Here is a 15,515-nt window from a genome sequence, read left to right as displayed (position 1 = left end):
AGGCGATTTGTCATGCTGGAGTTAATTAAAGCAGTCAGTCTGGGGCTGGTGGTGATCCTGCCGCTCGCCAATCCACTCACCACCGTGGCGCTGTTCCTGGGGCTGGCGGGTGAGATGAACTTCCAGGAGCGCAACCGACAGGCGCGCCAGGCTTCCATCTATGTCTTCGCCATCATGATGGTGGCGTGGTATGCGGGCAGCGCGGTGCTGAATACTTTCGGCATCTCCATTCCTGGCCTGCGCATGGCGGGCGGCCTGATCGTTGCTTTTATCGGTTTTCGGATGCTGTTTCCGGCTAAACCTGCCGGCCATTCTGTCGAAGCAAAGCAGAAACTGGATGAGCTGGATGAAGCCAAAGAGCCAGTGAATATCGCCTTTGTGCCGCTGGCGATGCCAAGCACGGCCGGGCCAGGTACCATTGCGATGATCATCTCCTCTGCCTCGACGGTAAGAAGCGGCGTCGACTTTCCGGCCTGGGTCATCACCGTCGCGCCAGTGCTGATCTTCCTGCTGGTGAGTCTGATTCTGTGGGTTTCACTGCGCAGCTCGGGTGCCATCATGAAGCTGGTGGGTAAAAGCGGCATTGAGGCGATATCGCGCCTGATGGGATTTTTACTGGTCTGTATGGGCGTGCAGTTTATCATTAACGGCGTGCTGGAAGTGGTGCGCACCTTTCACTAATCCGGGATTTCCCCTCTCCGAACGGGCAGAGGGGAAAGCTCGATTACTTCAGCGTTTTACGCACTTCAGCAACCTGATCTTTGCTCACCGCTGGCGCGGTGTTGCTCCAGCCCTGGCGAATAAAGGTCGCCAGCTGCGCGACTTCATCATCACTCAGACGCTGACCAAAGCCTGGCATCGCCAGTTTCGACGGGGCCTTCGCGGTGGAAGGCTGCTGTGCGCCGGCCAGGATGGTGTGGATCAGACCGGTTGGATCTTTGGCATTGACGATCGTCGCCTGATCCAGCTCCGGGAAGATCCCTGGCGCGCCTTTGCCGGTCACGAAGTGACAGGCACCGCAGTTATCCAGATAAAGACGCTCGCCTTCGCTCAGGTTCTTCGCGGCAGTGAGTTTCGCTTCCGTTGCCTGCTGCGCCTGCACGTTGTACGCCTGCAATGGCGGGTTGCCGCCCAGGAACTTCAGGTAGGCCGCGATGGCTTTCAGATCGGCGTCGGTCATGTGTGAGCTGCTGTGCTCAATCACCGAGGTCATCTCGCCGCCCACCGCCGCTTTATCGTTACGGCCGGTCTGCAGGTAGTCCACCACTTCCTGCTCGCTCCAGCGTGGCAGGCCACGCAGTGACGGCACATCCCAGTTGTTCAGGCTACCGCCTGTCAGGAATTTATCGTCACCGCTATCCAGCGCTTTCTCGTTCATGCCCAGACCGCGCGGCGTATGACAGCTGCCGCAGTGGCCCAGACTCTCCACGATATAGGCACCGCGGTTGACCTCTTCAGAAGCGCCACCAATCGGCTGGAACGGCTTATCCGAGGCGAACGCCCAGTTCCAGAAACGCATACCCCAGCGCTGGCTGAACGGGAAGCTCAGATCGGTTTCCGGCGGCTGTTCTGAGCTTGGCTGCACGCCTTTCATGAAGTAGACGTAAAGCGCGTGGATGTCGGCATCACTGATTTTGGCGTAATCAGGATAAGGCATCGCCGGATAGAGATGCGAACCGTCCGGTAATACCCCTTTGCGCACCGCGTCAGAGAACTGCTGCTCGCTGTAGTTGCCAATACCGTGCTGCTTATCGGGCGTGATGTTAGTGGAGAAGATGGTGCCAAGGTTCGACTCAATCGCCAGCCCGCCCGAATAGTCAGGCTTGCCAGGCAGTGAGTGGCAGGCCATGCAGTCGCCCAGCCGCGAGAGATATTCGCCCTGCTTAATCAGTTGCGCTTCATCTTCGGCGTGAGCCGGCAGCGCAAATCCGCTGGCTAACAGCACCGCGTTGGCAAAGATAAAAGATTTCAGTTTCAGCTTATTCATGCGCTTATGCCTGTACCAGTGGGCCGGGATTTTTCAGATACTGATCTTTGATCGCCTGTGCCGCCATCAGGGTGATCGCACCGATGGTATCGGTCGGGTTCGCCTGGAAGTTCTGCGGGAAAGCGTTGCCACCCGGCACAAAGACGTTATGCACGTCCCAGCTCTGCAGATACTTGTTCAGCGCCGAGGTTTTCGGGTTATCGCCCATTACGGCACCGCCCACGTTGTGGGTAGAGACATATTTGGTCAGATCGAAATCCGCACCCATTGGCAGGAAGCTCATGCTCATGCTGTCAGGGTTCAGCTCTTTCGCGATATTGCCGACGATGCCTTTCAGGTGCTGCTGCAGCTTCAGCTCATTCTCTTTCCAGTTGAAGGTCATGCGCAGCAGTGGCAGGCCACGGTGATCGTTATAGTTCGGGTCGAGATCCAGATAGATATCGCGGTAAGACTGACAGGTGGTGGTGATGCTGATCTTCATCGAATGACCGTACCACTCCTCCAGACCTTCCTTGTATCCCATGCCCCAGGTCGGCGTGCCTTTTGGCAGCGCGGTGCTGATCGGCGTACCGGTCGCCTGTGAGCTGTGGATCTTCGCGCCGCCGAGGAAGCCGAGTGATGGTCCGTCGAAGTTGCCTGGCGAGATATCGTTAAACATCTGGCCGGTCGCGCCCGCCGTGGCGTACGGATTGAAGTTTTTATCTTTAAAGAACAGCGTTGCGCCGCCGTTGGAAAGGAACGCGTAGTTACGTCCTACCACACCCTCTTCGGTAATCGGGTTGTAAGGCTTGCCGATGCCGGAGAGCAGCATCAGACGCACGTTGTAGAGCTGGAAGCTGCTCAGCACCACGATTTTCGCTGGCTGGAAGCACTCGTTGCCCTGTGCATCGATGTAGATCACGCCTTTCGCGGTTTTCTTATCATCGTTCAGCACGACCTTGATCACTTCCGCATTCACTTCATAGGAGAAGTTCGGCATACGCTTTAGTGAATCCATTACGGCGGTCTGCGGCGACGCTTTGGAGTAGTTCAGGCAGGGATATTTACTGCAGTAGCCGCAGTAGTTGCACGGCGCGATCTGGTTGCCGTACGGGTTTTTCCACGCACGCGACACACAGGCCGACGGGTTCGGGAACGGATGGTAACCGAGTTTGGTCGCCACCTCTTTGAACATCACGTTGTTCAGTGTGTCATCCAGCGCAGGCAGCGGATAAGGCTCAGAACGCGGGCCTTCAAACGGATCGCCGCCTTCCAGAATTTTGCCGCGCAGGTTGCCGGTGTTGCCCGACTGGCCGCAAATCAGTTCGAATTTGTAGTAGTAGGGTTCGATCTCTTCCCAGCTGAACGGGAAGTCCATCACCCGCATATCATCCTGCAGAATGCCCGGCTTGTAAGCCTCGTCGACATAAGTCTTCAGTTTGATATCGGTTGGTGTCGGACGGATCAGTACTGCGGTCCAGTGCAGGCCGGAACCGCCTACGCCGGTGCCCGGAGCAAACGCACCCCATTTACGGGTTGGCAATGCCGTCTGGCTGCTGTTGTAGCGGACGGTGACCGCCACTTCGGCGGGGGTGGCAAACACTTTATTGCGCACCGCATAGGCGTATTCATCCGCTGGTTTCGGGTAGGCGAACTCGTCATAATCGCGATCGCCGCCGCGCTCAAGGGCGCGCACGTCCAGACCTGCCAGTGCCAGCTCGATGCTCATCAGCGAGCCTGCCCAGCCGAGGCCGCAGACCACGACGTCGACTTCTTTTTTAGTAACCTGTGCCATGATAATCCTGTTTCAAATACCTGATGTGGACGCGCCCTACGCGCGTTCGCCCTTCACACTGACCGGACCCAGCGGATAAGGAACGTTGTGCTGTTTCACCCATTCGGTGAAGCTGGCACGCGCGCCGGGGAAGCCGATGGCGATCCAGGCTTTCATGCCTTTATTACCGCCGTACATCGGGTCAGCAAGGTAGCCATGCTTGGTATCGGAAAGCAGCTGGCTGAAGAAATGCGCAGGCTTAAGATCGGCTTCGCCCAGTGCGGCAAAGTCGATCTCGTTTTTGTTTACCTGGGTCAGCACCGCATCTTTCTCTTCCAGCGTCAGTGCATGAAACGCTTTCTGATGGGTGTTCTGCGACCACTGATTAATCAGCCGGATACCGGTCTGATACATCTGCTGTGGGCGGAACGGGATCTGGTAACCCATGGTTGCAGGCGCCTGCGTATTGAACGGCCCCTGCATGTAGATTTCGCTGCCAAACGCTTCGCTGTGCAGTTGCTGATCGATAAAGATCGGCACGTTAGTTTCCAGCGCGCCCGGCGCTTTGCCTTTGCCGCCTGCCGGAATCAAACGGTCAGTGGCGGCCAGGATAAACTGCCACTCATCGGCACTAAAAAAGATCGGTTTATAATCGGCTAACTCCGGTGCGGCCATCTCTGCCGCCTGTGCCGCAGTAATGCCTTTGAAGACCAGTTCACTTAATGGCAACGCCAGAAGTGAACCGAGCAAAAATTTACGCCTGGTGGTGGGTTTTTCTAAAAGCATATCCGCACGACTCTCATCTGCTAAATACCCGCTTTATTTGTTATGAAGCTGAAAGGCTGAGTGCAGGCGGAAAACTCCCCGCTGAGATCAACGCACGCGGCACAGACGACGGCAGAACAGACAAGGGCAGGTAGAATTATGGTTCGGTGACTAACGAAACTTATCGGTTAATAACCTGGCAATCTTAGGGATATAGATATGTCTGAATGTAAAAATTGAATTTAAGATGTGTCTTAGTAAAAGTTTATCATGGTGTTGCGAAAGGGTTGCGGAGAGGTAAAAGATTTACAGCGCGGAAATCGGGGGTAAAACCGCATAAACATCGGGTATTTAACTCTTTTAACGCAGGAATGAGGGTTATTATTTTCGCCCTGTCATCATCACGCCAGATAACCGATAAAAAAATATCATACTTCCATACAAGAGAATCATTCTCATCGTTAACACTATAGTGACTTTGATAGTCATACAATCAGACTGTGCGCAATTTGTGATCGGCTGAGTAAAACCGGCTTTATTCCGCCCGCTGTAAAATGACAATAAAATAATTACTGACCGTCATTATCTTATTTTGTCTCTTTGCCTGAATGACTACGCTAATAATTGTGCAAAGCTCATAAGAAACCCGCATTTGGAGATTATCCGGCGCCCGATAGAGTAGAGCTATCAACGACTCAGGATAACCCTCCATGCGAAAAACACTCTTGTCACTGTTTACGGCTCTGGCACTGGTTCACCCGGCACATGCCGCCACGCCTGCCGACACGCTGGTGATTGCCGTTCCGCTTGATGGCATCATCAGTTTCGACCCGGCGGAAAGTTTTGAGACCGTCAGCAACAGTAGCCAGCGCAATATCTATCAGACACTGCTGGAGCCGGATCATCAGAATCCGCAGCAGCTCTCACCGCTGGCTGCTACGCGCTGGCAGGCAGGCAAAACGCCTCATAGCCTGGTGTTTGATCTTAATCCGCAGGCCCGCTTCGCCAGTGGTCATCCCGTGACTGCACAGGATGTGGTCTTTTCATTAACCCGCGCGGTAAAACTCAATAAAGCGCCCTCTTTTATTCTGGGTGAATTTGGCTGGACGCCAGAAAACATCGATCAGCAGTTCACCGTGATCAACGACCACCAGCTTGAACTGCGCTGGCCAGCGGAGATTGGCAGCGATCTGGCGTTGCGCCTGCTGACCGCGCCGGTCTCCTCCATCGTCGACAGCAAACTGGCACAAGAGCACGCCAGCAACAACGATTACGGCAATAGCTGGCTGAAGGTGCACTCCGCCGGCAGCGCCGCCTATGCCATCAAACAGTTTGTGCCGCTACAGGCGCTGGTGCTGGAAGCCAATCCCCACAGCAGCCAGAAGCCGCATCTGAAGCGGGTATTGCTAAAAGGTGTGGCCGATCCGGGCAGCCGCCGTCTGCTGATCCAGCAGGGTGATGTGGATGTCGCCTATCAGCTCGGCCCGGATCAGATTACCGCGCTGAAGAACACCGCCAATGTGCGTATTGATGCCTTCCCGTCCAGCCTGGTTTACTACCTGGGCTTTAACACCCAAAGCCCGCAGCAACCGGCGCTGGGGAATCCGGCGTTGTGGCAGGCGGCGCGCTGGCTGGTTGACTATGACAGCCTGGCGAACCAGCTGCTGAAAGGTCAGTACCGCATTCATCAGAGCTTCCTGCCGGACGGCTTCGATGGTGCGCTGAACACGACACCGTTCCATTACGATCTGAAAAAGGCACAGGCGATACTGCAAAAAGGCGGCATCAAACCTGGCACCCATATCGCGCTGACGGTGGTGAACCAGCCACCTTACATTGATGTGGCGCAGGCACTGCAGGCCAGCTTTGCCAAAGCGGATGTGCAGCTTGATATCCAGCCGGTGGCGGAATCGGAGCTGTGGAGCAAAATGCGCAGCCGTGACTTCCAGGCCATCTTTACTTACTGGGGCGCGGACTACATCGATCCCAACACCAATGCCAGCACCTTTGCCTATAACGTGCCGGGCGGCGGCAAAACCCTGGCGTGGCGCGTCGGCTGGACGATTCCGGAGCTGAGTGCACAGACCCGCGCCGCCGCCGGAGAGAGCGATGCGGCGAAACGTCGCAACCTCTACACCGGGCTGCAAACCCGCATCCAGCAGGATTCGCCGTTTGTCATGCTGTTACAGGGCGCAACCCAGGTGGCGGTGCGCAGCAACCTCAGTCACCTGCAGCAGGGCATCGGCGTCAGCCTGCTCAATTTTGAAGAGGTGCAGAAGTAAACCACTGTTGCAGGCCGCTGCTCCCCGGGCAGCGGCCTTTTTTTGGTGAATAGTTCTCCTCCTGTGCCGCTCCGGCTTGCTATCCTTCAGGCATAACCCAATGCCTGAGAGTGGAAAATCATGACTTCCCCGCTACTGATTGCCCGTACGCCAGACGTCGAACTTCATCTGTTACCGCAAATGGCCAACCGCCACGGCCTGATCACCGGCGCGACCGGCACCGGTAAAACCGTTACGCTGCAGAAACTGGCGGAATCGTTCTCCGCCAGCGGCGTGCCGGTCTTTATGGCTGACGTTAAAGGCGATTTGACCGGCGTGGCGATGGCTGGCCAGTCCAGCGAAAAGCTGCAGGAGAGGCTGGAGAAAATCGGCGTCACCGACTGGCAGCCGCAGAGTAATCCGGTGGTGCTGTGGGATATCTTCGGCGAGAAAGGCCATCCGGTTCGCGCTACCGTCTCCGATCTCGGGCCGCTGCTGCTGGCGCGACTGCTGAATCTGAATGAGGTGCAGAGCGGCGTATTGCAGATTATTTTCCGCATCGCCGATGACCAGGGTTTGCTGCTGCTGGACTTCAAAGATCTGCGCGCCATGACCCAGTACATCGGTGACAACGCCAAAAGCTTCCAGACCCACTACGGCAATATCAACAGCGCCTCGGTCGGCGCCATCCAGCGCGGGTTACTGACGCTGGAGCAACAGGGCGCGGAGCACTTCTTTGGTGAACCGATGCTGGATATTGCCGACTGGATGCGTGTCGACAGCAACGGCAAAGGCGTCATCAACATCCTCTCTGCTGAGAAGCTCTACCAGATGCCGAAACTCTACGCCACCAGCCTGCTGTGGCTGCTGTCGGAGCTTTATGAGCATCTGCCGGAAGCGGGCGATCTCGATCAGCCAAAGCTGGTGTTCTTCTTTGATGAGGCGCACCTGCTGTTTACCGACGCGCCGCCGGTGCTGCTGGAGAAAATAGAACAGGTCATGCGGCTGATCCGCTCCAAAGGGGTCGGCGTCTGGTTCGTCACCCAGAACCCGGCGGATATTCCGGATCGGGTGCTGGGCCAGCTCGGCAACCGCGTTCAGCACGCCCTGCGCGCCTTCACCCCTAAAGATCAGAAAGCGGTAAAAACCGCCGCCGATACCCTGCGCGCCAATCCGGCGTTTGACAGCGTCGAGGCAATTCAGGCGCTGGGCACCGGCGAAGCGCTGATCTCCTTCCTGGATACCAAAGGCAGTCCGTCGGTGGTGGAACGGGCCATGGTGATCGCCCCCGGCTCACGTATGGGTCCGGTCACAGGCGATGAGCGCAACGGCCTGATCAATCATTCACCGCTCTATGGCAAATATGACAGCGAAGTTGATCGCGAATCGGCATTTGAGAAGCTGCAAAAAGGGTTTCAGGCCGCCAGCGATCAGGCCAGCGCGCCTCCGGCGAAAGGCGACGATGTCGCGGTAGATAACGGCATTCTCGGCGGGCTGAAAGAGATCCTGTTTGGCCGAACCGGCCCGCGCGGCGGCAAGCACGATGGCGTGGTACAGACCATGGCGAAAAGCGCCACGCGCCAGATTACCAATCAGATCATCCGCGGCGTACTCGGCAGCCTGCTGGGTGGCCGTCGCCGATGAAACCGGCTCTCTGCTAAGATCAGGATATGGATAAACAACACGAACTGAAACGGACGAAACGTCTGGCGCTGCTGCTGTTACTGCTGGCTGCAATTACCTTTATCGTTACGCTTTTTCTGCCACCCGGCTTCTGGGTCAGCGGCGTAAAGGCGATAGCAGAAGCTGCGATGGTCGGCGCGCTGGCGGACTGGTTCGCGGTGGTCGCACTGTTCCGGCGCGTGCCGGTGCCCTTTATCTCGCGTCATACCGCCATCATTCCGCGCAACAAAGATCGTATCGGTGAAAACCTCGGTCGCTTTGTGCAGGAGAAGTTTCTTGATACCGACTCGCTGCTGAATCTGATTCGCCGTCACGATCCTTCCAACCTGCTGGCGCAATGGCTGAATGCGCCGGGCAATGCTGACCGCATTGGCCGCCATCTGCTGCAGGTCATGCGCGGCTTCCTTGATCTGACCGATGACACACGGATCCAGAATTTCATGCGCCGCGCAGTACATCGCGCCATCGACAAGGTCGATCTCAGCCAGACCAGCGCCCTGCTGCTGGAGAGCCTGACGAAAAACAACCGTCATCAGGCGCTGCTGGACGCGGCAATCGAACAGCTGCTGAAGCTGCTGCATAAGCCCAGTACCCGCGAGTTTATTGCCATGCAGCTGGTGCGCTGGCTGAAACGCGAGCATCCGATTAAAGCAAAAATGTTGCCGACCGAATGGCTGGGCGAGCACAGCGCCGAACTGGTGGCAAACGCGGTCGATTCACTGCTGGATGATGTGGCGCTGGATCAGGGGCATGAGCTACGCCTCGGCTTCAATCGGGCGGTCGACAAACTGATCGTTAAACTGCAGAACGACCCGGAAATGGCAGAGCGTGCCGAGGAGATCAAAGGCTGGCTGAAAGAAGATGCCTCATTCAATCGTTACATCGGCGAACTGTGGAATGATATGCGCAACTGGCTCAAGGCGGATCTCAGCAGTGATGACTCACGGGTGCAGGAGAAAGTGCGCGGTGCAGCCTTATGGCTGGGCGAAACCCTGGCGGCCGACCCGGCGCTGCGTGACTCGATGAATCAGCATCTGGAACAGGCCGCACGCAGCGTTGCACCCGAGTTTGCTGGCTTCCTGACGCGCCACATCAGCGACACCGTGAAGAGCTGGGATGCACGCGACATGTCGCAGCAGATCGAACTTAATATCGGCAAAGACCTGCAGTTTATCCGCATCAACGGCACGCTGGTTGGCGGCACCATCGGTCTGATTCTCTACCTGTTGTCGCAGCTGCCCCAGTTACTCCCGCTGCTGAGCCGATAACCGCCTGGTTTAACCGGATTGGGGTGGATAGAGGCCAAACTCGGTGATAATGGCGCTAACAAAACTGCGGATTTTCACCGTCTGGCGGCGGCCCGCCGGGATCAGCACATGCATGGGTCGTGCTGGCCCGGCATAATCGGGCAGCACCTGGACCAGCCGGCCCTGTCTGATCTCTTCAGAGAGAATGGTGGCCGGCCCCAGGGTAATGCCATAACCCTCCAGCGCCGCATGCAGCAGCGCTTTCCAGTCATTTGATCGCATGCGTCCCTGCGGATGCACCTCTTCAACCTTACCGGCCTGGCTGAATACCCAGCGGCAGGGTTTTGAGGGCGACCAGATGCCATAAACGAGACAGGCGTGGTTCACCAGCTCCGCTGGCGTGGCGGGAACACCGTGCCGCGCCAGATAGGCTGGCGACGCGCAGGCTATCAGCCGGTAGGGCTGCAGTGGATGGGCGATGATCGAACTGTCCGCCAGCGCACCAATCCGGATCACCACCTCATAACCCTCTTCAAACGGATCGACCAGCCGATCGCTGAGTTCAAGATCGACCTGCGTTTCCGGAAACCGGTCAAGATAGCGGGTCACAAACGGCGCCAGGCTAAAAGAACCAAACGTGACCGGGGCGCTGACCTTCAGCGTACCGGACGGCCGCTGCTGCATATCCAGCGCGATCGCATCCGCTTCCTGCACCTCTGCCAGCACGATTTTGCAGCGTTCGAAATAGTTGCGGCCCACATCCGTCAGACTTTGTCGTCGGGTGGTGCGATGCAGAAGCAGCGTACCGAGATGCTTCTCCAGCATGGCGATATGCTTCGCCACCATCTGCGGTGAGATTTGCAAATGCCCGGCGGCTGCGGCAAACGAGCCCGATTCCGCGACGGTAACGAACACGTTCATGCTGGTAAGCCGATCCATGATTCCCTCCTGTTGGTTGTTTATATTGCGTCTGTTTGTCGATTTATTCACCTCCTGTTTTTAATTAAGGTCAGTGCGTGAAACTCATCGAGGAGAAACGTATGAAAATAGGCATTATTGGCGCAGGCTTTGTTGGCCGGGCGATTGCAAAACTGGCGATTCAGGCAGGACATCAGGTGATGCTCAGCAACTCGCGCGATCCACGAACGCTGTTCAGCCTGAAACCGATGATTGGCTGTGAAACCGGTACCGCCACAGAGGCCGCAGAGTTCGGCGACGTGGCGGTGATTGCCGTGCCGCTCACGGCAACGGAACAACTTCCGGCCACAGAATTGCGGGGAAAAATCGTGCTTGATGCGGTCAATTACTATCCCGACCGCGATGGCGAAATTGAAGAGCTGCTCAATGGCCGCATCAGCACCAGTGAACGGCTTGCCCGCCTGCTTCCTGACAGCCGCGTCACCAAGGCATTCAATGCCATCCGCATGACCGATCTTGAAACGCAGGGCCTGCCGCCGGGCGATGCTAACCGGCAGGCATTACCGCTGGCGGGAGATGATAGCGAAGGGAAAGCGACCGCCACGGCATTATATGAAGCCTTTGGATTTGATGCCGTGGATGCGGGAGCATTAGCGGAAGGCTGGCGTTTCGAGCGTGGGACACCCGCCTATTGCGTAGCCCTGAACAGAGAGCAACTCACCAGGACACTGAAAGAGACTACCCGGCACTCCGCATAAACAGGGCATCAGCGCAGAATAAAGCCGCTGAAACCGCATCTTCCAGACGGAGACCAAACGTAAAGCGATGGAAGCCTGCCCTGAGCCTTAACACCGGTCACAAAAAAGGCCGCTTGCGCGGCCTTTTCTTTTACTGCATTTACTGCGCTTAGCGCCGCTTAATCAACATAAACATACTGATAGCGAAGAACGCAAAACTTGGCAGAATCGCCCCCAGAATCGGCGGCAGACCGTAAACCAGACTCAGCGGACCGAAAATCTGGTCCAGCACGTAGAACAGGAAGCCAAAACTGATACCGGTTACGACACGCACACCCATCGACACGCTACGCAGCGGACCAAAGATAAACGACAGCGCCATCAGCATCATCACCGCCACCGACAGCGGCTGGAAGATTTTGCTCCACATATTCAGCTGATAACGTCCCGATTCCTGGCCGCTCTGCTTCAGATATTTGCTGTAGCTATGCAGACCGCGAATCGATAACGCGTCTGGATCCAGCGCAACCACACCCAGCTTGTCCGGCGTCAGATTGGTTTTCCACTCGCCACTCAGGCTCTGTGAACCGGTAATCTGCTTCGGATCGGTGAGATTAGACTCATCAACCTGCGACAGTATCCAGCGCTTCTTAGCCGCATCCCAGGTCGCCGTCGCCGCGTAACGCACACTCTGCAGACGACGCTGATCGTTAAAGCTGTAGATGCTCACGCCATCAATTTCGTTGTCGCCTTTAATGCGCTCGATAAAGATAAAGCTATTGCCATCTTTCGCCCACAGACCGTTCTGCGTCGACACCAGTGCGCCGCCGTAAAGCTGCTGCGCCCGGTAGTTACGCGCCATCTGCTCGCCCGAGGGCGCAACAAACTCGCCAATCGCCATGGTCAGCAACACCAGCGGAATCGCAGTTTTCATCACTGACAGCGCAACCTGCATGCGGGTAAAGCCCGCCGCCTGCATCACCACCAGTTCACTGCGCTGCGCCAGCGCGCCCAGTCCCAGCAGTGCGCCCAACAGAGCCGCCATCGGGAAAAAGATCTCAATATCTTTGGGAACGCTCAGCAGGGTGTAGTAACCGGCGCTCAGCGCGTTGTAGCTGCCCTGGCCGGTCTTGCGTAGCTGATCGACGAACTTGATGATGCCGGAAAGCGACACCAGCATGAACAGCGTCAGCATAATGGTATTGAAAATGGTTTTACCGATATAGCGGTCAAGTACGCGAAACATCAGACCGACCCTCCGCGGGTAAAGCGAGCGCGAATCCGACGCATCGGCACCGTATCCCACAGGTTAAGGAGCACCGCCAGCACCAGATAGCTGATATTCACCACCCACATCCAGAGCGCCGGATCGAGCCGCCCTTTCGCGCCGCTCGACTTCAGCGAGCTCTGCAACAGGAAGAAAATCAGATAGAGCATCATGGCGGGCAGCATCGACAGCACGCGCCCCTGACGTGGGTTCACCACGCTGAGCGGCACCACCATCAGCGCCATCACCAGCACCGCAAACACCAGCGTCAGACGCCAGTGCAGCTCGGCCTGAAACTCAGGTGTCTTATTCGCGAACAGGTCGGTCAGGCTTGCCTGTTCTGCATCGTTAGGATCGAGCGTTGCCGCTTTATAGCCTACGATGGCCTGATAATTGGTGAAGTCGGTGATACGGAAATCACGCAGCAGAGCGGTGCCCTCAAAACGGGTGCCTTTATCCAGCGTCACCACCTGCGAGCCATCTTTATGCTGCTCCATGTGACCGCTGTCAGCCAGCACCACCGATGGTCGCGCGTTGCCCTTTGGCCGTAACTGCGCCAGGAACACGTTACCAAAGTTGTTGCCCTTCACATCCTCGACAAACAGCACGGCGCTGCCGTCGCTGGAGGTCTGGAACTGTCCGGCGGCCATTGCTGCCGCACCCGGGTTCGCTTTGGCGTTCTGCGTCACCTCATCCTGATAGCGGGATGACCACGGCCCCAGCCAGATGACGTTTACTGCCGCCACTATCGAGGTAAACAGCATCAGCACCATCGCCGCTTTCACCAGGACGGCCTTACTCAGGCCGCAGGCGTGCATCACGGTAATTTCACTTTCCGTGTAGAGCCGCCCCAGCGTCATCAGGATCGCCAGAAACAGACTTAAGGGCAGTATAAGTTGTGCCATTTGAGGCACACCGAGTCCTAACAAGGTCAGAACGAGGTTTGTCGGCACTTCGCCATCCACCGCGGCACCCAGGATCCTGACTAACTTCTGACAAAAGAAGATGAGTAGCAGGATAAACAGGATAGCCAGCTGGCTTTTGAGCGTTTCCCGAACCAGATATCTAATGATGATCACGCTTAGTACGCCTGTGAAAACTTGTCTTTTTGCAGGAAAATCGCTAGTTTCAACGCTTATCAGCCATTTTTCTTCATCAATGGCCGTCGCCGTAGCTAAATTTGTATGAAAAACGCGTCCGGGTGGTGAAAAAACAACATCTTGTCACCCTGATTCATTATGACCTCCAGCAGCAGAATGTCATGCTGCGACGATGAATAAATGGGTCATGAGCGCGCTACATTCTAGCGGCAGCAGCGGCCGTTGTCTTTAAGATTCAGGAGAGTGCATGGAGTTCAGTGTAAAAAGCGGAAGCCCGGAAAAACAGCGCAGTGCCTGCATTGTCGTTGGCGTTTTCGAACCGCGTCGTCTGTCACCGATTGCCGAGCAGCTGGATAAAATCAGCGACGGCTACATCAGCGCCCTGCTGCGCCGCGGCGAGCTGGAAGGAAAAGTGGGCCAGACACTGCTGCTGCATCATGTGCCAAATATCCTGTCCGAGCGTATTCTGCTGATTGGCTGCGGTAAAGAGCGTGAGCTGGATGAACGCCAGTACAAGCAGGTCATTCAGAAAACCATTAACACGCTCAACGACACCGGCTCAATGGAAGCGGTCTGCTTCCTGACCGAGCTGCATGTCAAAGGCCGCAACACCTACTGGAAAGTGCGTCAGGCAGTAGAGACCTCCAAAGAGGCGCTCTACAACTTTGACCAGCTGAAAAGTAACAAAGCAGAGCCACGTCGTCCGCTGCGCAAGCTGGTCTTTAACGTGCCGACCCGCCGTGAACTGACCAGCGGCGAACGGGCGATCCAGCATGGATTAGCGGTCGCTGCCGGTATGAAAGCGGCTAAAGATCTCGGCAACATGCCACCTAATATCTGTAACGCCGCCTATCTGGCGTCACAGGCGCGTCAGCTGGCGGATGCCTTCAGCAAAAATGTCACCACCCGCGTCATTGGCGAACAGCAGATGAAAGAGCTGGGCATGAACGCCTATCTCGCTGTCGGGGCCGGTTCGCAAAACGAATCGCTGATGTCGGTAATTGAATATAAAGGCAATCCGGATGCGGAAGCACGTCCGATTGTGCTGGTGGGTAAAGGGCTGACCTTTGACTCCGGCGGCATCTCCATCAAGCCTGCCGACAGCATGGACGAAATGAAGTATGACATGTGCGGCGCGGCCGCCGTCTATGGCGTGATGCGTATGGTGGCAGAGCTGAATCTGCCGCTGAACGTGGTTGGCGTGCTGGCGGGCTGTGAAAACATGCCGGATGGCCGGTCGATGCGTCCGGGCGACGTGCTGACCACCATGTCTGGCCAGACGGTTGAGGTGCTGAACACCGATGCCGAAGGCCGCCTGGTCCTGTGCGATGCGCTGACCTATGTTGAACGTTTCGATCCGGAAGTGGTGATTGACGTCGCGACGCTGACCGGTGCCTGCGTGATTGCGCTGGGTCATCACATCAGTGGCCTGCTGTCGAACCACAATCCGCTGGCGCATGAGCTGATCAGCGCCTCGGAGCAGTCAGGCGATCGCGCCTGGCGTCTGCCGATGGCGGATGAGTTCCAGGAGCAGCTGGAGTCCAACTTTGCCGATATGGCGAACATTGGTGGCCGTCCCGGCGGCGCGATTACCGCCGCCTGCTTCCTGGCACGCTTTGCCCGCAAATATAACTGGGCACACCTGGATATCGCCGGTACCGCCTGGCGCTCCGGCAAGGCCAAAGGCGCCACCGGACGTCCGGTGCCGATGCTGTCGCAATTTCTGTTGAATCGGGCAGGATTGAACGGCGACGATTAAGCGCCCTCTTTTCTGACAGCAAGGGCGGATATCATTCC

Annotated in this window: 12 protein-coding genes; 6 read left to right on the top strand and 6 right to left on the bottom strand. The window is 56.8% G+C overall.

Annotation, left to right across the window (positions count from 1 at the left end; translation table 11 throughout):
- The first annotated feature begins 12 nt into the window (after positions 1-12).
- Positions 13-681: a MarC family NAAT transporter gene (locus PAG01S_RS16190; protein ID WP_022625312.1), complete on the top strand. Its 669-nt coding sequence runs from the start codon at positions 13-15 to the stop codon at positions 679-681.
- Between the two features lie 43 nt (positions 682-724).
- Here PAG01S_RS16190 and PAG01S_RS16185 read toward each other — a convergent pair whose 3' ends face one another.
- The 3 genes from PAG01S_RS16185 to PAG01S_RS16175 are packed head-to-tail and all read right to left on the bottom strand — an operon-like array spanning position 725 to position 4,526.
- Positions 725-1,987, bottom strand: a complete 1,263-nt coding sequence (locus PAG01S_RS16185) for a c-type cytochrome (RefSeq protein WP_062759389.1) — start codon at positions 1,985-1,987, stop codon at positions 725-727.
- Between the two features lie 4 nt (positions 1,988-1,991).
- Positions 1,992-3,761 carry a GMC family oxidoreductase gene (locus tag PAG01S_RS16180; protein ID WP_010251625.1) on the bottom strand — a complete coding sequence of 590 codons (1,770 nt, stop codon included), beginning with the start codon at positions 3,759-3,761 and terminating at the stop codon, positions 1,992-1,994.
- Between the two features lie 36 nt (positions 3,762-3,797).
- Positions 3,798-4,526: a gluconate 2-dehydrogenase subunit 3 family protein gene (locus tag PAG01S_RS16175; protein WP_010251628.1), complete on the bottom strand. Its 729-nt coding sequence runs from the start codon at positions 4,524-4,526 to the stop codon at positions 3,798-3,800.
- 689 nt (positions 4,527-5,215) lie between these two features.
- Between PAG01S_RS16175 and PAG01S_RS16170 the strand changes: the two genes are divergently transcribed.
- The 3 genes from PAG01S_RS16170 (at position 5,216) to PAG01S_RS16160 (ending at position 9,717) form a co-directional block, all read left to right on the top strand.
- Positions 5,216-6,787 carry an ABC transporter substrate-binding protein gene (locus PAG01S_RS16170; RefSeq protein WP_062759388.1) on the top strand — a complete coding sequence of 524 codons (1,572 nt, stop codon included), beginning with the start codon at positions 5,216-5,218 and terminating at the stop codon, positions 6,785-6,787.
- Positions 6,788-6,907: 120 nt separating this feature from the next.
- Entirely contained in the window at positions 6,908-8,410 is a 1,503-nt protein-coding gene (locus PAG01S_RS16165) for a helicase HerA-like C-terminal domain-containing protein (protein ID WP_062759387.1), read from the top strand.
- Between the two features lie 26 nt (positions 8,411-8,436).
- Positions 8,437-9,717: a DUF445 domain-containing protein gene (locus tag PAG01S_RS16160; RefSeq protein WP_033759683.1), complete on the top strand. Its 1,281-nt coding sequence runs from the start codon at positions 8,437-8,439 to the stop codon at positions 9,715-9,717.
- A gap of 9 nt (positions 9,718-9,726) precedes the next feature.
- Here the strand turns inward: PAG01S_RS16160 and PAG01S_RS16155 are convergent, their stop codons facing one another.
- A complete protein-coding gene (locus tag PAG01S_RS16155) occupies positions 9,727-10,635 on the bottom strand; it encodes a LysR family transcriptional regulator (RefSeq protein WP_033787469.1) in 909 nt (302 codons plus the stop codon).
- A gap of 101 nt (positions 10,636-10,736) precedes the next feature.
- Here PAG01S_RS16155 and PAG01S_RS16150 point away from each other — a divergent pair, with 101 nt between their 5' ends.
- Positions 10,737-11,372: an NADPH-dependent F420 reductase gene (locus tag PAG01S_RS16150; RefSeq protein ID WP_062759386.1), complete on the top strand. Its 636-nt coding sequence runs from the start codon at positions 10,737-10,739 to the stop codon at positions 11,370-11,372.
- A 148-nt stretch (positions 11,373-11,520) separates the two neighbouring features.
- Here PAG01S_RS16150 and lptG read toward each other — a convergent pair whose 3' ends face one another.
- Positions 11,521-12,597: an LPS export ABC transporter permease LptG gene (gene lptG, locus PAG01S_RS16145; protein ID WP_010251648.1), complete on the bottom strand. Its 1,077-nt coding sequence runs from the start codon at positions 12,595-12,597 to the stop codon at positions 11,521-11,523.
- A complete protein-coding gene (gene lptF / locus PAG01S_RS16140; RefSeq protein ID WP_010671780.1) occupies positions 12,597-13,697 on the bottom strand; it encodes an LPS export ABC transporter permease LptF in 1,101 nt (366 codons plus the stop codon). The genes lptG and lptF overlap by 1 nt, the downstream gene beginning before the upstream one ends.
- A gap of 268 nt (positions 13,698-13,965) precedes the next feature.
- Between lptF and pepA the strand changes: the two genes are divergently transcribed.
- Positions 13,966-15,477, top strand: coding sequence for a leucyl aminopeptidase (gene pepA / locus PAG01S_RS16135; RefSeq protein ID WP_010251654.1), 1,512 nt, complete (start codon positions 13,966-13,968; stop codon positions 15,475-15,477).
- The last annotated feature ends 38 nt before the right edge of the window (positions 15,478-15,515 follow it).

It is taken from the genome of Pantoea agglomerans NBRC 102470 (genome assembly GCF_001598475.1).
Lineage (GTDB): Bacteria > Pseudomonadota > Gammaproteobacteria > Enterobacterales > Enterobacteriaceae > Pantoea > Pantoea agglomerans.
Note: the sequence above shows the minus strand (reverse complement) of the source record. Positions and strands in the feature narration are given on the sequence as shown.

Bases quoted from the DNA above. Each gene is read 5' to 3' on its own strand.
- PAG01S_RS16190 (WP_022625312.1), top strand. From the start codon at position 13: ATGCTGGAGTTAATTAAAGCAGTCAGTCTGGGGCTGGTGGTGATCCTG.
- PAG01S_RS16185 (WP_062759389.1), bottom strand. From the start codon at position 1,987: ATGAATAAGCTGAAACTGAAATCTTTTATCTTTGCCAACGCGGTGCTG.
- PAG01S_RS16180 (WP_010251625.1), bottom strand. From the start codon at position 3,761: ATGGCACAGGTTACTAAAAAAGAAGTCGACGTCGTGGTCTGCGGCCTC.
- PAG01S_RS16175 (WP_010251628.1), bottom strand. From the start codon at position 4,526: ATGCTTTTAGAAAAACCCACCACCAGGCGTAAATTTTTGCTCGGTTCA.
- PAG01S_RS16170 (WP_062759388.1), top strand. From the start codon at position 5,216: ATGCGAAAAACACTCTTGTCACTGTTTACGGCTCTGGCACTGGTTCAC.
- PAG01S_RS16165 (WP_062759387.1), top strand. From the start codon at position 6,908: ATGACTTCCCCGCTACTGATTGCCCGTACGCCAGACGTCGAACTTCAT.
- PAG01S_RS16160 (WP_033759683.1), top strand. From the start codon at position 8,437: ATGGATAAACAACACGAACTGAAACGGACGAAACGTCTGGCGCTGCTG.
- PAG01S_RS16155 (WP_033787469.1), bottom strand. From the start codon at position 10,635: ATGGATCGGCTTACCAGCATGAACGTGTTCGTTACCGTCGCGGAATCG.
- PAG01S_RS16150 (WP_062759386.1), top strand. From the start codon at position 10,737: ATGAAAATAGGCATTATTGGCGCAGGCTTTGTTGGCCGGGCGATTGCA.
- lptG (WP_010251648.1), bottom strand. From the start codon at position 12,597: ATGTTTCGCGTACTTGACCGCTATATCGGTAAAACCATTTTCAATACC.
- pepA (WP_010251654.1), top strand. From the start codon at position 13,966: ATGGAGTTCAGTGTAAAAAGCGGAAGCCCGGAAAAACAGCGCAGTGCC.